At 52.8% G+C, this 17248-nt stretch carries 14 protein-coding genes, 1 tRNA gene and 1 pseudogene; 15 read left to right on the top strand and 1 reads right to left on the bottom strand.

All coding sequences use genetic code 11. From position 1 onward, the window contains the following. The 11 genes from ABD892_RS03170 to ABD892_RS03120 form a co-directional block, all read left to right on the top strand. Positions 1–99, top strand: a 99-nt coding sequence (locus tag ABD892_RS03170) for an EF-Tu C-terminal domain-related protein (RefSeq protein ID WP_486329168.1), incomplete at its 5' end; no start/stop codon positions are given. A 72-nt stretch (positions 100–171) separates the two neighbouring features. Then, positions 172–247: transfer RNA gene (locus ABD892_RS03165), tRNA-Trp, on the top strand. A 41-nt stretch (positions 248–288) separates the two neighbouring features. Further along, the gene (secE, locus tag ABD892_RS03160) at positions 289–660 is read left to right on the top strand and encodes a preprotein translocase subunit SecE (protein ID WP_345193762.1); all 372 of its coding nucleotides are present in this window, start codon (positions 289–291) and stop codon (positions 658–660) included. A 10-nt stretch (positions 661–670) separates the two neighbouring features. Continuing rightward, the gene (nusG, locus tag ABD892_RS03155; protein ID WP_345193760.1) at positions 671–1204 is read left to right on the top strand and encodes a transcription termination/antitermination protein NusG; all 534 of its coding nucleotides are present in this window, start codon (positions 671–673) and stop codon (positions 1202–1204) included. A 134-nt stretch (positions 1205–1338) separates the two neighbouring features. Next, positions 1339–1770 carry a 50S ribosomal protein L11 gene (gene rplK / locus ABD892_RS03150; RefSeq protein ID WP_345193756.1) on the top strand — a complete coding sequence of 144 codons (432 nt, stop codon included), beginning with the start codon at positions 1339–1341 and terminating at the stop codon, positions 1768–1770. Then, entirely contained in the window at positions 1770–2465 is a 696-nt protein-coding gene (gene rplA, locus ABD892_RS03145) for a 50S ribosomal protein L1 (RefSeq protein ID WP_345193754.1), read from the top strand. The genes rplK and rplA overlap by 1 nt, the downstream gene beginning before the upstream one ends. Before the next feature lie 236 nt (positions 2466–2701). Beyond that, positions 2702–3229: a 50S ribosomal protein L10 gene (gene rplJ, locus ABD892_RS03140; RefSeq protein ID WP_345193752.1), complete on the top strand. Its 528-nt coding sequence runs from the start codon at positions 2702–2704 to the stop codon at positions 3227–3229. Between the two features lie 69 nt (positions 3230–3298). After that, the gene (gene rplL, locus ABD892_RS03135) at positions 3299–3673 is read left to right on the top strand and encodes a 50S ribosomal protein L7/L12 (RefSeq protein ID WP_345193750.1); all 375 of its coding nucleotides are present in this window, start codon (positions 3299–3301) and stop codon (positions 3671–3673) included. A gap of 257 nt (positions 3674–3930) precedes the next feature. Further along, entirely contained in the window at positions 3931–8010 is a 4080-nt protein-coding gene (gene rpoB / locus ABD892_RS03130; RefSeq protein WP_345193746.1) for a DNA-directed RNA polymerase subunit beta, read from the top strand. Between the two features lie 60 nt (positions 8011–8070). Then, a complete protein-coding gene (gene rpoC, locus ABD892_RS03125; protein ID WP_345193744.1) occupies positions 8071–12276 on the top strand; it encodes a DNA-directed RNA polymerase subunit beta' in 4206 nt (1401 codons plus the stop codon). Between the two features lie 212 nt (positions 12277–12488). Next, positions 12489–13043 carry a GspH/FimT family pseudopilin gene (locus tag ABD892_RS03120; RefSeq protein WP_345193742.1) on the top strand — a complete coding sequence of 185 codons (555 nt, stop codon included), beginning with the start codon at positions 12489–12491 and terminating at the stop codon, positions 13041–13043. 1 nt (position 13044) lies between these two features. Here the strand turns inward: ABD892_RS03120 and ABD892_RS03115 are convergent, their stop codons facing one another. Continuing rightward, on the bottom strand, positions 13045–13389 hold the full coding sequence (locus tag ABD892_RS03115) for a hypothetical protein (RefSeq protein WP_345193740.1): 345 nt from the start codon (positions 13387–13389) through the stop codon (positions 13045–13047). Positions 13390–13754: 365 nt separating this feature from the next. On the opposite strand from ABD892_RS03115, the gene rpsL reads away from it, so the two are divergent. The 4 genes and pseudogenes from rpsL to ABD892_RS03095 form a co-directional block, all read left to right on the top strand. Continuing rightward, positions 13755–14129 (top strand): 30S ribosomal protein S12, encoded by a 375-nt coding sequence (gene rpsL, locus ABD892_RS03110; protein WP_211829055.1) that lies wholly within the window; start codon positions 13755–13757, stop codon positions 14127–14129. Between the two features lie 141 nt (positions 14130–14270). Beyond that, positions 14271–14741 carry a 30S ribosomal protein S7 gene (gene rpsG, locus ABD892_RS03105; protein ID WP_345193736.1) on the top strand — a complete coding sequence of 157 codons (471 nt, stop codon included), beginning with the start codon at positions 14271–14273 and terminating at the stop codon, positions 14739–14741. 21 nt (positions 14742–14762) lie between these two features. Beyond that, a complete protein-coding gene (gene fusA, locus ABD892_RS03100) occupies positions 14763–16877 on the top strand; it encodes an elongation factor G (RefSeq protein WP_345193734.1) in 2115 nt (704 codons plus the stop codon). 36 nt (positions 16878–16913) lie between these two features. Beyond that, a pseudogene (locus ABD892_RS03095) lies at positions 16914–17248 on the top strand (GTP-binding protein); the annotation flags it as partial.

Below are 17248 nucleotides of genomic sequence, written 5' to 3'. Positions count from 1 at the left end.
CTGATCGCTCCTATCGCCATGGAAGAAGGTCTGCGCTTCGCGATTCGTGAAGGTGGCCGTACTGTTGGCGCCGGTGTTGTTGCTAAGATTATTGCGTAATTAAGGCTGTTCAAGGGCTCTTGGGTCATGTAATATACAGCGCCCGGAGCTCTTGAGCGCCAGAAAGTATTTAAGCCAGTAGTTCAATTGGTAGAGCACCGGTCTCCAAAACCGGGGGTTGGGGGTTCGATTCCCTCCTGGCCTGCCAGCTTCCCTTCTTGGGTAACCTGATCTGATAGAGATGTCTTGATGAGTGGTAAAGCCGACGTTGAAAATGTAAATGGCTTCGACGGCCTGAAATGGGCTGTGGTTGTCTTAGTGGTGGTTGTAGGTGTCGGTGGGAACTATTACTTCTCAGCAGAGTCATTACTATATCGTGTAATCGGTCTTGTTGCTCTGGGGGTTGTGGCGGCTGTTGTGGCTTTTCAGACGGACAAAGGCCGGGTGTTCTGGGAGCTGCTCAAGGATGCCAAGGCTGAGGTCAGGAAGGTTGTCTGGCCGACGCGACAAGAAACTGTTCAAACGACGCTTGTTGTGGTTGCGGTCGTTTTGATTATGGGTCTTGTGCTTTGGGGTCTTGACTCTTTGCTGGGCTGGCTTGTCAGTAGCCTGATTGGATAAGGACTGAAAGATGGCTAAGCGTTGGTATGTTGTGCATGCTTATTCCGGCTTTGAAAAGCATGTAATGCGCTCTCTCAAGGAGCGTGTAAAGCTGCATCAGATGGAAGACCTGTTTGGTGAGATTCTGGTTCCCACTGAAGAGGTGGTTGAGATCAAGAACGGCCAGAAGCGCAGAAGTGAGCGCAAGTTCTTCCCCGGTTATGTGCTTGTTCAGATGGAGATGAATGAGGATAGCTGGCATCTGATCAAAGATACGCCCAGGGTTCTCGGCTTTATTGGTGGTACGGCGGACAAGCCTGCACCCATTACTCAAAAAGAAGCTGATGCGATTCTTCAGCGTGTTCAGGAAGGGGTTGATAAGCCCAAGCCGAAGACGTTGTTTGAGCCCGGTGAAATGGTTCGCGTTATTGATGGTCCCTTCGCTGATTTTAATGGTGTTGTGGAAGAGGTCAATTACGAGAAGAGTCGCCTACAGGTGGCTGTTATGATTTTCGGTCGTTCAACGCCGGTCGAGCTGGAGTTTGGTCAGGTCGAAAAAGGTTGATCGTGTTTTTTAGTCCCTGCGCTGCCCTGTGCAGTGTGGGGATTTTATTTTCAGGTGTTTTTGTTGCCTGAAAAATTTGTGTACGGGGAGCTGTCACCTTCGCGTGATGGCGATTGACCCGAAGCGAGGTTGAAATGGCTAAGAAAGTAGAAGCTTATATTAAGCTCCAGGTTGCCGCTGGTCAGGCAAACCCAAGTCCGCCTGTTGGTCCTGCGCTGGGTCAGCACGGTGTCAACATTATGGAGTTCTGTAAGGCCTTTAACGCCAAGACCCAGAGTCTTGAGCCGGGTATGCCGACTCCGGTTGTTATCACTGTTTACAGTGATCGCAGCTTCACCTTCGAAACCAAGACTCCGCCGGCTGCTGTTCTGCTGAAGAAGGCGCTGAAGCTGAAGAAGGGTTCCGGTCGTCCTAACACTGAGAAGGTTGGCACCGTTACTCGCGAGCAGCTGCTGGAAATCGCCAAGATTAAAGAGCCTGATCTGACTGCAGCTGATGAAGACGCTGCTATCCGCACCATCGCTGGAAGTGCCCGCAGCATGGGCCTGAACGTGGAGGGTGTGTAATGGCCAAGATGACCAAGCGTGCAAAGCTGATTGCTGAGAAGGTTGATAGCACCAAAATCTACGGTTTTGAAGATGCTGCCAATCTGCTGAAGGATCTGCCGGCTGCCAAGTTCAAAGAGTCTATCGACGTTTCTGTGAACCTGGGTGTTGATCCTCGTAAATCTGACCAGGTTGTTCGTGGCTCTACCGTACTGCCTAACGGTACTGGTAAAGATGTTCGCGTCGCTGTCTTCACTCAGGGTGTTAACGCTGATGCGGCCCGTGAAGCGGGTGCGGAACTGGTTGGTATGGAAGATCTGGCAGAACAGATCAAAGCGGGCGAAATGAACTTTGACGTTGTTATTGCTTCTCCGGATGCGATGCGCGTTGTTGGCCAGCTGGGTCAGGTTCTGGGGCCTCGTGGTCTGATGCCTAACCCGAAGGTGGGTACTGTAACGCCTAACGTTGCTGAGGCGGTTAAAAACGCCAAGGCTGGTCAGGTTCGCTACCGTACCGACAAGAACGGTATTATTCACGCTTCCGTCGGCAAGATCGACTTCGAAGCGGGCTCCCTGAAGCAGAACGTTGAAGCGCTGCTGGTTGATCTGAAGAAACTGAAGCCTTCTTCCGCCAAGGGTGTCTATGTCAAGAAGGTTACCCTGTCTTCTACTATGGGTCCCGGTCTGGCCATTGATCAGGCTAGTCTTGACTTCTAATTTGAGTGTTGCAGCGGGTTTCTGATCTGTTGCATCGGCTCTCCAGTCTTTGGGGTCCTCGTATGACGGGGGCCGTCAAAGATCGCAGGTGCGGATGACCGATGTTTGTGTTGTTTGCTTAATGTCCTGCGTAGACGGTGAACTGATTGCATTGCAATTAACCCATCACCGTATTTAGGGAGTGTCTTCCCCTGATTGGAAGATGCTCTGTTCTATAGAGAATTGGAGTAAAGCCAATGGCGTTAGGTCTCGAAGACAAGAAGGCGATTGTCGCCGAAGTCAGCGAGGTTGCCCAAAGCGCTCTGTCGGCTGTTATCGCGGACTACCGTGGTCTGACGGTGGACCAGATGACCTCTCTGCGTAAGCAGGCTCGTGAGGGTGGCGTATACCTGAAGGTTGTACGTAACACTCTGGCACGCCGCGCAGTAGAAGGCACCGAATACGAGTGCCTGAAAGAGGCTCTGATTGGTCCTACAGTTCTTGCGTTCTCCCAGGAAGATCCGGGTGCGGCAGCTCGTCTGCTTCAGGATTTTGCCAAGGAAAACAAAGAACTGGAAGTCAAGGCTCTGTCCATCGGAGGTCAACTGCTCGGCGCTGAGCAGATTGATGTCCTGGCCAAGATGCCTACTCTGGACCAGGCTCGCGCGATGCTGATGAGCGTAATGATTGCACCGGTAACCAAGCTGACCAGAACTCTGAACGAGTTCCCGGCCCGTATTACCCGTGTAATGGCAGCTGTTGCCGACCAGAAGAAAGCCGCCTGATCCTGTTGATCGGCTGGTTTTTAGTTAAAGAATTTTTGGTTTTACCATACAGAATTTTTGGAGTTAAAAATGGCTCTGTCTAAAGACGATATCCTGAATGCCATCGCTGAAATGAGCGTTATGGAAGTAGTTGAGCTGGTTGAAGCTATGGAAGAGAAGTTCGGTGTCAGCGCTCAAGCCGCTGTAGCCGTTGCTGCTCCTGCTGCTGGCGAAGCTGCTGCTGCTGAAGAGAAGACTGAATTCGACGTAATCCTGGCTTCCGCTGGTGACAAGAAAGTTAACGTCATCAAGGTTGTCCGTGGCGCTACTGGTCTGGGCCTGAAAGAAGCCAAGGCACTGGTAGACGGCGCTCCTGCTCCTCTGAAGGAAGGCGCTACCAAGGAAGAAGCTGAAGCTCTGAAGAAAGAGCTGGAAGAAGCTGGCGCTACTGTAGAAATCAAGTAATTTCAGCATTGCTTTTTTTCAGGCTTGTTGCATAATAGGCCGAATGGCTGGTGTCCAAGGGCACCGGCCTTTTTCCGTTGTATGAGCTATAACTTTTATGCCCGTATGATTCGGCCTGATAGAACGTTATGGTTTATAGAAGGATGGTTATCACCAAACGGTGACAATAAGAGAGGCTACCCGCCCTCAAGGGCTGTCGTGACTCCGAAGCCGGTGATCAACGACACAACCGCAGGTGACCTAGCTGGGGAATGCTGATGGCTTACTCGTATACAGAGAAAAAACGTATCCGCAAGGACTTCGGTAAATTGCCGCACGTCATGGATGTGCCGTATTTGCTGGCAATTCAGCTGGATTCCTATCAAAAACTTTTGCAGTCAGGCAAAGGCACTGACGCGAGAGATGATATCGGTTTGCACGCGGCTTTCAAGTCCGTCTTTCCGATTGTCAGCTATTCCGGCAATGCAGCCCTGGAATATGTTGGCTACCGTCTGGGCACACCCGCCTTTGATGTCAAGGAATGCCAGCTGCGCGGAATCACTTACGCAGTCCCCCTGCGTGTAAAGGTTCGCCTGATTATTTATGACAAGGAAAGCGCCAACAAGGCGATCAAGGACATCAAGGAACAGGAAGTCTACATGGGCGAAATTCCGCTCATGACTGAAAACGGTACCTTCGTAATCAACGGTACCGAGCGTGTTATTGTTTCCCAGCTGCATCGTTCCCCTGGTGTGTTCTTTGATCACGATCGTGGTAAGACGCATTCCTCTGGTAAGCTGTTGTATTCTGCGCGGGTAATTCCTTATCGTGGTTCATGGCTGGACTTCGAATTCGATCCGAAGGATCTGCTGTACGTCCGTATCGACCGTCGTCGGAAGCTGCCTGCAACGATCCTGCTGCGTGCATTGGACTTTACCTCTGAGCAGATTCTGGGCGCGTTCTTCGAAACAAACTTCTACAAGATCTCCAGCAACGGTGTTTCTTTCGAACTGATCCCCGAGCGCCTGCGCGGTGAAGCCGCCAGCTTCGACATCAAGGATCACGATGGTAACGTCATTGTTGAAATGGCGCGTCGTATCACTGCGCGTCATATCCGCCAGCTGCAGAAAGCCAATATCAAAGAGATTGAGGCACCTGTCGAGTACCTGCTGGGCAAGGTGCTGGCCAAGCCGGTTATTCACAAAACAACCGGTGAAATCATTGCGGAATGTAATACCGAAATTACGCTTGAGCTGTACGAGAAGTTCCTGGCAGCTTCCATCAAGGACGTTGAGGTTATCTACACCAATGAGCTGGATTGTGGTTCCTATGTTTCCGACACACTGAGAGCCGATACCACCACTAACCGTATCGAAGCGCTGGTAGAAATCTACCGCATGATGCGTCCTGGTGAGCCGCCGACCAAGGAAGCTGCAGAGCAGCTGTTCCAGAACCTGTTCTTTACCGCTGAACGTTATGACCTGTCTGCTGTTGGTCGTATGAAGTTCAACCGTCGTATGGCGCGTGAAAGCGATGAGGGTTCCGGCGTTCTCGATAATCAGGACATCATCGATGTGATGCGTACCCTGGTTGATATCCGTAACGGTCACGGTATCTGTGACGATATCGATCACCTGGGTAACCGTCGTGTCCGTTCTGTCGGTGAAATGGCAGAGAACCAGTTCCGTGTTGGTCTGGTGCGTGTTGAACGTGCGGTCCGTGAGCGTCTGTCCATGGCGGAAAGCGAAGGCCTGATGCCGCAGGATCTGATCAACGCCAAGCCGGTTGCCGCTGCGATCAAGGAATTCTTCGGTTCCAGCCAGCTGTCCCAGTTCATGGACCAGAACAACCCGCTGTCCGAGATCACGCACAAGCGTCGTGTATCTGCATTGGGCCCGGGTGGTTTGACCCGTGAGCGTGCCGGCTTCGAGGTTCGAGACGTGCATCCGACCCACTACGGTCGTGTATGTCCTATCGAGACCCCTGAAGGTCCGAACATCGGTCTGATCAATTCACTGGCAACGTATGCCCGTACTAACGACTACGGTTTCCTCGAGTCTCCGTACCGTAAAGTTATTGATGGTCAGGTAACCGATCAAATCGAATACCTGTCTGCGATTGAAGAAGGCGAATTCGTTATCGCACAGGCCAGTGCGGTGCTGGACGAAAACAACCGTCTGAGCGAAGAACTGGTTAACGTTCGTTATCGCAACGAATTTACCCTGATGGGACCCGAACAGGTCAACTTCATGGATGTATCACCGCGTCAGGTGGTATCCGTGGCTGCGTCCCTGATTCCGTTCCTCGAGCACGATGACGCGAACCGGGCCCTGATGGGATCGAACATGCAACGTCAGGCCGTTCCGACACTGCGCGCCGACAAGCCGCTGGTTGGTACCGGTATGGAGCGTAACGTTGCCCGTGACTCCGGTGTTTGTGTCGTTGCCAAGCGTGGTGGTGTGGTTGACAGTGTGGATGCTTCCCGGATCGTTATCCGTGTTGAAGAATCCGAGCTGCTGGCGGGTGAGGCGGGCGTAGATATCTACGCACTGACCAAGTACACCCGTTCGAACCAGAACACCTGTATTAACCAGCGTTCCCTGGTTAAGAAGGGCGACGTCATTGCCCGTGGCGATATCCTGGCTGACGGTCCTTCTGTGGACATCGGCGAATTGGCCCTGGGTCAGAACATGCGCGTCGCGTTCATGCCCTGGAACGGTTACAACTTCGAGGACTCCATCCTGGTGTCTGAGCGGGTTGTGCAGGAAGACCGTTTCACCACGATCCACATTCAGGAGCTGACCTGTGTGGCTCGTGATACCAAGTTGGGTTCCGAAGAAATCACTGCGGATATTCCTAACGTGGGTGAGTCTGCCCTGAACAAGCTGGATGAAGCCGGTATTGTTTATGTGGGTGCTGAAGTTGAAGCGGGCGATATTCTGGTCGGTAAGGTAACTCCGAAAGGTGAAACCCAGCTGACGCCAGAAGAAAAACTGTTGCGCGCCATCTTCGGTGAAAAGGCGTCTGACGTTAAGGATACCTCACTGCGTGTTCCCACCAGTGTGAAAGGTACCGTTATCGATGTACAGGTCTTCACCCGTGATGGTGTGGAAAAAGATGCCCGAGCGCTGTCTATTGAGAAAGAGCAGCTTGACGCAATCCGTAAGGATCTGAACGAAGAGTTCCGTATCGTCGAATTCGATACCTTTGCCCGTCTGCGCAATGCGCTGGTTGGTCAGAAGGCGGACCGTGGTCCGGCTCTGTCCAAGGGTGACAGCATCTCGGACGAATACCTGAACGGCCTGGAGCACGACCAGTGGTTCAAGCTGGTGATGGCTGACGAGTCTCTGAACGAACAGCTGGACAACGCCCGCAAGCAGTTGACTGAGTTGCGTGCACAGCTGGATGAGCGTTTCGAAGACAAGAAGAAAAAACTGCAGACCAGTGATGACATGGCGCCTGGCGTCCTGAAGATCGTCAAGGTTTACCTGGCTATCAAGCGTCGCATCCAGCCAGGTGACAAGATGGCGGGTCGTCACGGTAACAAGGGTGTTATTTCCATCATCATGCCGGTAGAAGACATGCCGTATGATGAGAATGGTAACCCCGTTGATATCGTTCTGAACCCGCTGGGTGTTCCGTCGCGGATGAACGTTGGTCAGGTACTGGAAACTCACCTGGGTGCAGCGGCCAAAGGACTGGGCGTGAAGATCAATCGTATGATCGAAGCGCAGCAGGCTGTGGCTGATATCCGTAAGTTCCTGGATCAGGTCTATAACGGTGTGGCGGGTCGTGCGAACAAGGTTGATCTGGACAGCTTCTCTGATCAGGAGATCATGGAGTTGGCTCGCAACCTGCGTGGTGGTGTTCCGATGGCAACGGCCGTATTCGACGGGGCCAAGGAAGCCGAAATCAAGGAACTGCTGCGTCTGGCAGACCTGAACGACAGCGGTCAGTGCACACTGTTCGACGGTCGTACCGGTAACCAGTTTGAGCGTCAGGTAACCGTTGGTTACATGTACATGCTCAAGCTGAACCACCTGGTTGATGACAAGATGCATGCCCGTTCTACCGGTTCCTACTCGCTGGTCACCCAGCAGCCGCTGGGTGGTAAGGCGCAGTTTGGTGGTCAGCGATTCGGTGAGATGGAAGTGTGGGCGCTGGAAGCTTATGGTGCCGCGTACACGCTGCAGGAAATGCTTACCGTCAAGTCGGATGATGTCGCCGGCCGTACCAAGATGTACAAAAATATTGTCGATGGCGATCACCGGATGGAAGCGGGTATGCCAGAGTCCTTTAATGTTCTGGTTAAGGAAATTCGTTCACTGGGCATCGATATCGAGCTCGAAACTGAATAATCAGGCTAAGGGGTTAACAGCGGCGGGCCATTGGCCCGTCCGCTTCCGCGAGGAGAAGCGATGAAAGACTTGTTGAATCTGCTAAAAACCCAGGGACAGTCGGACGAGTTTGATGCCATTCGAATTTCACTGGCCTCTCCGGAACTGGTCCGTTCCTGGTCTTACGGTGAAGTAAAAAAGCCGGAAACCATTAACTACCGTACGTTCAAACCTGAGCGTGATGGTCTGTTTTGTGCCAAGATCTTTGGCCCAGTCAAGGACTATGAGTGCCTGTGCGGTAAGTACAAGCGCCTGAAGCACCGTGGTGTTATCTGTGAGAAATGTGGCGTTGAAGTCGCGCTGTCCAAGGTGCGTCGTGACCGGATGGGTCACATCGAACTGGCTAGTCCGGTTGCCCACATCTGGTTCCTGAAGTCACTGCCCAGCCGGATCGGTTTGTTGCTGGACATGACCCTGCGTGATATCGAACGGGTTCTGTATTTTGAATCTTACGTCGTTATTGATCCTGGCATGACCACGCTGGATCGCGGTCAGCTGTTGAACGACGAAGAATATTACGAATCGCTGGAAGAGTTTGGTGATGACTTCGATGCCCGTATGGGTGCCGAAGCGGTTCAGGCGTTGCTGAACGACATCGATCTTGAAGATGAAATCGGGCAGCTGCGCGAAGAGATTCCCCAGACCAACAGCGAAACCAAGCTGAAGAAGCTGGCCAAGCGTCTGAAGCTGCTGGAAGCCTTCTACAACTCCGGTAACCGTCCGGAGTGGATGATCATGAAGGTGCTGCCGGTTCTGCCGCCGGACCTGCGTCCGCTGGTACCGCTGGATGGCGGTCGTTTCGCGACCTCTGACCTGAACGATCTGTATCGTCGGGTGATTAACCGGAACAACCGTCTGAAGCGTCTGCTTGAGCTGAATGCGCCTGACATCATTGTCCGTAACGAAAAGCGGATGCTGCAGGAATCCGTGGATGCGCTGCTGGATAACGGTCGCCGTGGTCGTGCGATTACCGGCTCCAACAAGCGTCCTCTGAAGTCCCTGGCAGACATGATCAAGGGTAAGCAGGGGCGTTTCCGTCAGAACCTGCTGGGTAAGCGTGTTGACTACTCCGGTCGTTCTGTCATTACTGTGGGTCCGTCCCTGCGTCTGCATCAGTGCGGTCTGCCCAAGAAGATGGCGCTTGAGCTGTTCAAACCGTTCATTTTCGGCAAGCTTGAGCATCGCGGACTGGCGACAACCATTAAAGCCGCCAAGAAGATGGTGGAGCGGGAAGAGCCGGTCGTATGGGATATCCTGGATGAAGTCATCCGTGAGCATCCGGTCCTGCTGAACCGTGCGCCGACACTGCACCGTCTGGGTATCCAGGCATTCGAGCCGGTGCTGATTGAAGGTAAGGCGATCCAGTTGCACCCGCTGGTCTGTGCTGCTTACAACGCCGACTTTGACGGTGACCAGATGGCTGTTCACGTACCGCTGACGCTGGAAGCCCAGCTGGAAGCGCGTGCGTTGATGATGTCCACCAACAACATTCTGGCACCGGCCAGTGGTGAGCCGATCATCGTTCCTTCTCAGGACGTGGTACTGGGTCTCTACTACATCACCCGTGATCGCATCAATGCGAAGGGTGAGGGCATGATGTTCGCTGACATCAAGGAAGCCCTGCGGGCTTACCGTGTTGGCGCGGCGGATCTGCATGCGAAGGTGAAGGTTCGTATTTCCGAAGCGCTCAAGAATGCGCAGGGTGAGCTGGAGTCTCGTCGCTTTATTGCTGACACCACCATCGGTCGTGTACTGCTGTGGGATATCGTTCCTGACGGCCTGCCGTTCGAACTGGTTAACCAGGCGATGAAGAAGCGTTCCATCTCTGGTCTGCTGAACGCCTGCTACCGTCGTGTCGGTCTGAAAGAGACGGTTATCTTTGCTGACCAGATGATGTATCTGGGCTTCCAGTATGCAACGGTTTCCGGTGCATCTATCGGTGTTAACGACTTCGTTATCCCGGATGAGAAGGTCAGCATCATCGACGAAGCGCACAACGAAGTGCGTGAAATTGAAAACCAGTTTGCTTCCGGTCTGGTAACCCAGGGCGAAAAGTACAACAAGGTTATCGATATCTGGTCCCGTGCCAACGAGGTGCTGGCCAAGCGAATGATGGAAAACCTCAAGACCGACAAGGTCATTGACCGTGAAGGTAAAGAGGTAGACCAGGAATCCTTCAACAGCGTCTACATGATGGCTGACTCCGGCGCCCGGGGTAGTGCGGCACAGATTCGTCAGCTGGCCGGTATGCGTGGTCTGATGGCGAAGCCGGACGGTTCCATCATCGAAACGCCAATCACTGCGAACTTCCGTGAAGGTCTGAACGTACTGCAGTACTTCATCTCGACCCACGGTGCTCGTAAGGGTCTTGCGGATACGGCATTGAAGACAGCGAACTCCGGTTACCTGACCCGTCGTCTGGTTGACGTTGCACAAGATCTGGTGGTGACTGAGCACGACTGCGGTACCAGTAATGGTCTGTTGATGACGCCTCACATTGAAGGTGGTGACGTTGTTGAGCCACTGGGTGAGCGTATTCTGGGTCGTGTGGTGGCAGAAGATGTCTACACACCTGGTACTGATGATATCGCTGTCAGCGCGGGTACGTTGATTGACGAGCAGTGGGTTCGCAAGCTGGAAGAGCTGAACGTTGATGAAGTTCTGGTTCGCTCCTCTATTTCCTGTGAAACCCGTTACGGTGTTTGCTCCAAGTGTTACGGCCGTGACCTGGGTCGTGGTCATCTGGTTAACGTGGGTGAGGCTGTCGGTGTTATTGCGGCTCAGTCCATCGGTGAACCCGGTACCCAGTTGACGATGCGTACCTTCCACATCGGTGGTGCGGCGTCACGGAATGCGGCGCAGGACAACATCACGGTTAAGAGTAAGGGCTCTGTCCGTCTGCAAAACCTGAAGTTTGTTGAGCGGAAGGATGGTAACCTGGTCGCCGTCAGCCGTTCTGGTCAGCTTGCCGTTGCGGATGAATTCGGTCGTGAGCGTGAGCGTTACAAGCTGCCTTATGGTGCGGTGCTGTCCGTGAAGGATGGTGATGCTGTCGAAGCCGGTGCGATAGTTGCCAAGTGGGATCCGCATACGCACCCGATCGTGACGGAAGTTGCCGGTAAGGTGAAGTTCTTCGGTATGGAAGATGGTATTACCATCAAGAAGCAGACGGATGAAATCACCGGTCTGTCCAGCATCGAGGTTATGGATCCGAAGGATCGTCCGTCTGCCGGTAAGGATTTGCGTCCCGCAATCCAGCTGGTTGATGAGAACGGCAATGAGTTGATGATGGCGAATACCAACATCCCTGCGCAGTACTTCCTGCCGGCTAACTCATTGCTGAGTCTGAAAGACGGTGTGAACGTGGAAGTGGGTGACATCATTGCCCGTATTCCGCAGCAATCCAGTGGTAACCGGGATATTACCGGTGGTCTGCCGCGGGTTGCCGACCTGTTTGAAGCGCGTAAGCCGAAAGAGCCTGCCATTCTGGCAGAAATCTCCGGCACCATCGGCTTCGGTAAGGAGACCAAGGGTAAGAAGCGTCTGGTGATCACGCCAACTGACGGTAGTGATCCGTACGAGGAGCTGATTCCGAAGTGGCGCCACCTGAACGTCTTCGAGGGTGAGCAGGTTACCAAGGGGGAAGTTGTCTCTGATGGTCCGACAAACCCGCATGACGTTTTACGACTGCTGGGTGTGGGTGAGCTGGCGAAGTACATCGTCAATGAAATCCAGGACGTATACCGACTGCAGGGCGTTAAGATTAACGACAAGCACATTGAAACGATTCTGCGCCAAATGCTGCGTAAGGTCGAAGTCTCCGATGCCGGTGATTCTGACCTGATCCGCGGTGAGCAGATGGAGTACAATAAGGTGCTTGAAGTTAACGATACACTGAATGGCGAGGACAAGTTCCCGGCTAAGTATGAGCGTGTCCTGCTGGGTATCACCAAGGCCTCTCTGGCGACTGAGTCGTTCATCTCCGCGGCTTCCTTCCAGGAAACCACTCGGGTGCTGACTGAGGCGGCTGTGACCGGTAAGCGTGATTATCTGCGTGGTCTGAAAGAGAACGTGGTTGTGGGTCGACTGATTCCGGCAGGAACTGGTCTGACCTACCACAAGGATCGCAGAGAGAAACTGGAACCTGTCGAATTTGTGACGCCTACGGTTTCTGCTTCTGAAGTAGAGCAGGCGCTCTCTGAGGCTTTGAACTCGGGTGATGCTTGATAGTGCTGAGCGAGGGCTTGCTTATTCAGTAAGCCCTTGGTTTGCCAATTGAGAAAACGGAGCCTATGGCTCCGTTTTTTTATGCGCTTTCTTAATTAAAATCCTCTGGATTCATGTGATGTGACATAAACAGCTGATGCTTGTCAGCCTCGGCCGATCCAGTTGCTAAAGTGAATTAAATAAGCAATGGATTCGCTTTCAGGTATTCAGTGATGAGAAGGGATGTCTCAAGAAGGTCTGCCGGTTTTACGATGGTAGAGCTAATGGTCAGCATGGGCATTGTGATTATACTGGTGGCAGCTGCGGGGCCCGCTATTTCTGACTGGGTTCTTAAGAATCGTGTTGATGCGGAAGTGGCTTCCTTAAGAAGTGCCTTGGCATATGCGCGCTCTGAGGCACTCAGTCGTAATATGTGGGTCACGATAAGGGAGAATGGGGCAAGAGATAGTAGTGCCCCCAAACCCATGTGGAATGGGGGCTGGCAGCTGTTTACCGATCAGGATAATGATGGTTTTTTACTGGAAACGGCTGGTGAAGAAATGCTTCGTGCGCGTGTCACTAATATTGAGGATCTTTCCATTGAGTGGGCAAAAGATATTACCAGGCTATCCTATGGCCCTCGCGGCGTAACCAGTGGTGGGAGCCAGAACACGATACGTTACTGTGTGGCAGATGATACTGACCATGCTTTTGCAAAGGGTATAAGCATTAATGCCATTGGCAGAACGCGTATCGTAAGAGGGGCGGATGTGGGTTGCACGCCTTGAGTCAGGGGCCAAGGCGCCAGAGTGTGATAGGTAGTTTGTATTGCTTGATTACATCGTTAAGGCTCGCCCAGTAATGCTCGTCTGATGGCTTCTGCAAAATCAATACAATACCTGCATTACGGCCGGTTTTGAGGGAGTAATGAAGCGATTGGCCAATGGCTTCAGGCCATTTCCGTGCGAACTCCATTTCAATGGCATGGTTGCTTGTCAGGCAGTCAACGCGCGTCCCATCATCCTGTTCGACTTCGGTTTGGCCATCATAGCCTTCACACCAGACATCCTGATACCAGGATTCATATTTTCCAACTCCTGAGGCATAAGCTGCAGGCGAATGCAGGTTTTGCATCAGAAAAAACAGAAAAATCAGAGTAGTAGTGCTATAAAGGCGTGATTTATTCATTATTGGTAGTAATCAATCCGTAGTTGTCCCGAGTGGGTGGTGGCATGTTTACGTGATTCTCGGCGTTTCCCCTGGTCTGAAAGTCTGCGGCATTCCTTGACGCAGGCCGCTGGCCTATTTAAAATCCGGTGCCTTTTAGTGTGCCCCGCCTTTGTCTCTTGTCAAGGCTGCCTTTGGGCGCCGGTTTCCACAAAACCTTTTGTGAAAACCAGTGTCTGGCCAGTATCTGCTGGTCAGGCTCGGGTTGCGATGCTTAATCCTCTGGGTGTCGTAACCTCTTTGTACTTAGAAACTTCGGAGAAATTGCTTAAATGGCAACCATTAACCAGTTGGTTCGCAAGCCACGCAAGCGCAAGGTCAAAAAGACCGACGTGCCTGCTCTGCAGAGCTGCCCGCAGCGCCGTGGCGTTTGCACCCGTGTTTACACCACTACCCCTAAGAAGCCTAACTCAGCTCTTCGTAAGGTCTGCCGTGTGCGCCTGACCAACGGCTTTGAGGTGACTTCCTACATCGGTGGTGAAGGTCATAACCTGCAGGAGCACAGTGTTGTTCTGATCCGTGGTGGTCGTGTAAAAGACTTGCCCGGTGTTCGTTACCACACCGTCCGCGGTACGCTGGATACCCAGGGTGTTAACGATCGTAAGCAGGGCCGTTCCAAGTACGGTACCAAGAAGCCCAAGTCCTGAGGCTTTTCTGTTCAGGGGAATTAATTGCCTGAACAGTTGTCATAGTTTTATCTATTAATCAGAGCATCTGGTTGATAAGAGTAAGGTCGAGTCGAAGGCTGATCTCGAAACAACCTGAAGACCAAGTTTGAGGACTTATCAATGCCTAGAAGAAGAGTCGTAGCGAAACGCGATGTGTTGCCGGATCCGAAGTTCGGTAACAAGGTGCTGACCAAATTCATTAACCACGTTATGGTCAGCGGCAAGAAGTCTGTCGCCGAGCGTATCGTGTACGGTGCGCTGGACAAGATCCAGGAGCGTACTAACAAGGACCCTCTCGAGGTGTTCGAAGCCGCTCTGGAATCCGTTGCGCCCATGGTTGAGGTCAAGTCTCGCCGTGTGGGTGGTGCTACCTACCAGGTACCCGTAGAAGTTCGTCCTGCGCGTCGTTCTGCACTGGCCATGCGCTGGCTGGTAGATGCTGCGCGTAAGCGTGGTGAGAAGTCCATGGACCTGCGTCTGGCAGGTGAGCTGGTTGACGCGGCTGACAACAAAGGCGCTGCTGTCAAGAAGCGTGAAGACGTGCATCGTATGGCAGAAGCTAACAAGGCGTTCTCCCACTACCGTTTCTAAGATAATACAGAGGATTGTGTCGTGGCTCGTAAAACCCCGATTAGCCGATACCGTAACATTGGTATCTGCGCCCACGTAGACGCGGGTAAGACCACTACTACTGAGCGGGTCCTGTTCTACACCGGTCTGAGCCATAAGATCGGTGAAGTACACGACGGTGCTGCTACCATGGACTGGATGGAGCAGGAGCAGGAGCGTGGTATTACCATTACTTCTGCGGCTACCACCTGTTTCTGGCGTGGTATGGATGCTCAGTTTGATGAGCATCGTGTCAACATCATTGATACGCCTGGACACGTTGACTTCACGATCGAAGTAGAGCGTTCCCTGCGTGTTCTGGATGGTGCGGTTGTTGTTCTGTGTGGTTCCTCCGGTGTTCAGCCTCAGACTGAAACCGTATGGCGCCAGGCGAACAAGTACGAAGTTCCGCGCATGGTATTCGTCAACAAGATGGACCGCACCGGTGCAGATTACGGCATGGTTGTTCGTCAGCTGCGTGAGCGCCTGGGTGCTAACGCGGTACCGATGCAGATGACTATTGGTGCAGAAGACGAGTTCAAGGGTGTAGTCGACCTGATCAAGATGAAGTCCATTCTGTGGAATGAAGAAGATCAGGGCATGAGCTTTGAGTACGGTGATATTCCTGCGGATATGGAAGATATCTGTCAGGAAATGCACGAGTTCCTGGTTGAAGCGGCGGCTGAAGCTACCGAAGAAATGATGGAAAAGTACCTGGAAGGTGGTGAGCTTTCCGAGGCTGAGATCAAAGCGGGTATCCGTGCGCGGACGCTGGCGAATGAAATCATTCCTGTTTTCGGAGGTTCTGCATTCAAGAATAAGGGTGTTCAGGCCGTTCTTGACGCTGTAATCGAATACATGCCTTCTCCGCTGGAAGTTAAGGCTATTGAAGGTTCTGTCGGCGAAGATGCTGAAGGCAACCATATCATGGAACAGCGTATTGCTGATGATAAGGCGCCTTTCTCTGCGTTGGCATTCAAGATTGCTACCGACCCGTTCGTTGGTACTCTGACATTTGCCCGTGTTTACTCCGGTATTGCTGCTTCTGGTCAGTCGGTTATCAATTCCGTCAAGATGAAGAAAGAACGTATCGGTCGTATGGTGCAGATGCACGCCAACAACCGTGAAGAGATCAAGGAAGCCCTGGCGGGTGATATCGTTGCTCTGATCGGTATGAAGGACGTGACCACCGGTGAAACTTTGTGTGACCCAGATCATCCGATTGTTCTGGAGCGCATGGAGTTCCCTGAGCCGGTTATCTCTGTTGCGGTTGAGCCGAAGTCCAAGGCTGACCAGGAAAAGATGGGTATCGCGCTGGGTAAGTTGGCCCAGGAAGATCCTTCTTTCCGTGTCAAGACGGACGAAGAAACCGGTCAGACCATCATCTCCGGTATGGGTGAGTTGCACCTTGATGTACTGGTTGACCGTATGCGTCGCGAGTTCAAGGTTGAAGCGAACATTGGTAAGCCTCAGGTGTCTTACCGTGAGAATCTCAAGGCCAGTGTTACTGCCAACCACAAATTTGCCAAGCAGTCTGGTGGTCGTGGTCAGTACGGTCACGTTGTTGTTGACTTCAGCCCGGCAGATGAGGGTGAAGAAGGTCTGGTGTTCGTCAACGAAATCGTTGGTGGTGCGATTCCCAAGGAATACATTCCTGCGGTTCAGAAGGGTATCGAGGAGCAGATGCAGAACGGCGTCATTGCCGGCTATCCGCTGCTTGGCCTGAAGGCGCGTCTGTACGACGGATCCTTCCACGAGGTTGACTCCAACGAGATGGCGTTTAAAATCGCCGCATCTCAGGCTCTGAAGAAGTATGCCCCTCAGGCTCAGCCTGTCCTGATGGAGCCGATGATGGCTGTTGAGGTTGTCACACCCGAAGAGTACATGGGTGATGTTATGGGTGACCTGAACCGTCGTCGTGGTCTTGTACAGGGTATGGAAGACAGTACTTCCGGCAAGGTTATCCGTGCTCAGGTGCCTCTGGCTGAGATGTTCGGTTATGCCACAGATCTGCGTTCTGCTACTCAGGGTCGTGCGACATACACCATGGAATTCTCTGAGTATGCCGAAACACCTGCGAGCATCGCGGAAGCGGTGATCAAGAATAACCAGGGTTAACTGTAATTTATTGTCCAGATAAGGTAAGTCAAANCGGCCCTGACTCGCGTATGTGCGGAAGTCTGGGGTGGCGAGATGAAGGCTTTCGACCAGATCGATAACGCACCTGAAGAGCGTGAGCGTGGTATCACCATCTCTACTGCTCACGTAGAATACGATTCTCCGAGCCGTCACTACGCGCACGTAGACTGTCCCGGACACGCTGACTACGTTAAGAACATGATCACAGGTGCTGCCCAGATGGACGGCGCTATCCTGGTATGTTCTGCTGCTGACGGCCCCATGCCTCAGACTCGTGAGCACATCCTGCTGTCTCGTCAGGTGGGTGTTCCTTACATCGTTGTCTTCCTGAACAAGGCTGACATGGTTGA

This window comes from Kistimonas scapharcae (genome assembly GCF_039540975.1).
GTDB classification, from domain to species: Bacteria; Pseudomonadota; Gammaproteobacteria; order Pseudomonadales; family Endozoicomonadaceae; genus Kistimonas; species Kistimonas scapharcae.
This window is presented reverse-complemented; position numbering and strand designations above follow the sequence as displayed.

Bases quoted from the DNA above. Each gene is read 5' to 3' on its own strand.
- rpoB (WP_345193746.1), top strand. From the start codon at position 3,931: ATGGCTTACTCGTATACAGAGAAAAAACGTATCCGCAAGGACTTCGGT.
- rplK (WP_345193756.1), top strand. From the start codon at position 1,339: ATGGCTAAGAAAGTAGAAGCTTATATTAAGCTCCAGGTTGCCGCTGGT.
- rpsG (WP_345193736.1), top strand. From the start codon at position 14,271: ATGCCTAGAAGAAGAGTCGTAGCGAAACGCGATGTGTTGCCGGATCCG.
- ABD892_RS03120 (WP_345193742.1), top strand. From the start codon at position 12,489: ATGAGAAGGGATGTCTCAAGAAGGTCTGCCGGTTTTACGATGGTAGAG.
- rpsL (WP_211829055.1), top strand. From the start codon at position 13,755: ATGGCAACCATTAACCAGTTGGTTCGCAAGCCACGCAAGCGCAAGGTC.
- rpoC (WP_345193744.1), top strand. From the start codon at position 8,071: ATGAAAGACTTGTTGAATCTGCTAAAAACCCAGGGACAGTCGGACGAG.
- rplA (WP_345193754.1), top strand. From the start codon at position 1,770: ATGGCCAAGATGACCAAGCGTGCAAAGCTGATTGCTGAGAAGGTTGAT.
- rplL (WP_345193750.1), top strand. From the start codon at position 3,299: ATGGCTCTGTCTAAAGACGATATCCTGAATGCCATCGCTGAAATGAGC.
- secE (WP_345193762.1), top strand. From the start codon at position 289: ATGAGTGGTAAAGCCGACGTTGAAAATGTAAATGGCTTCGACGGCCTG.
- rplJ (WP_345193752.1), top strand. From the start codon at position 2,702: ATGGCGTTAGGTCTCGAAGACAAGAAGGCGATTGTCGCCGAAGTCAGC.
- ABD892_RS03115 (WP_345193740.1), bottom strand. From the start codon at position 13,389: ATGCAAAACCTGCATTCGCCTGCAGCTTATGCCTCAGGAGTTGGAAAA.
- nusG (WP_345193760.1), top strand. From the start codon at position 671: ATGGCTAAGCGTTGGTATGTTGTGCATGCTTATTCCGGCTTTGAAAAG.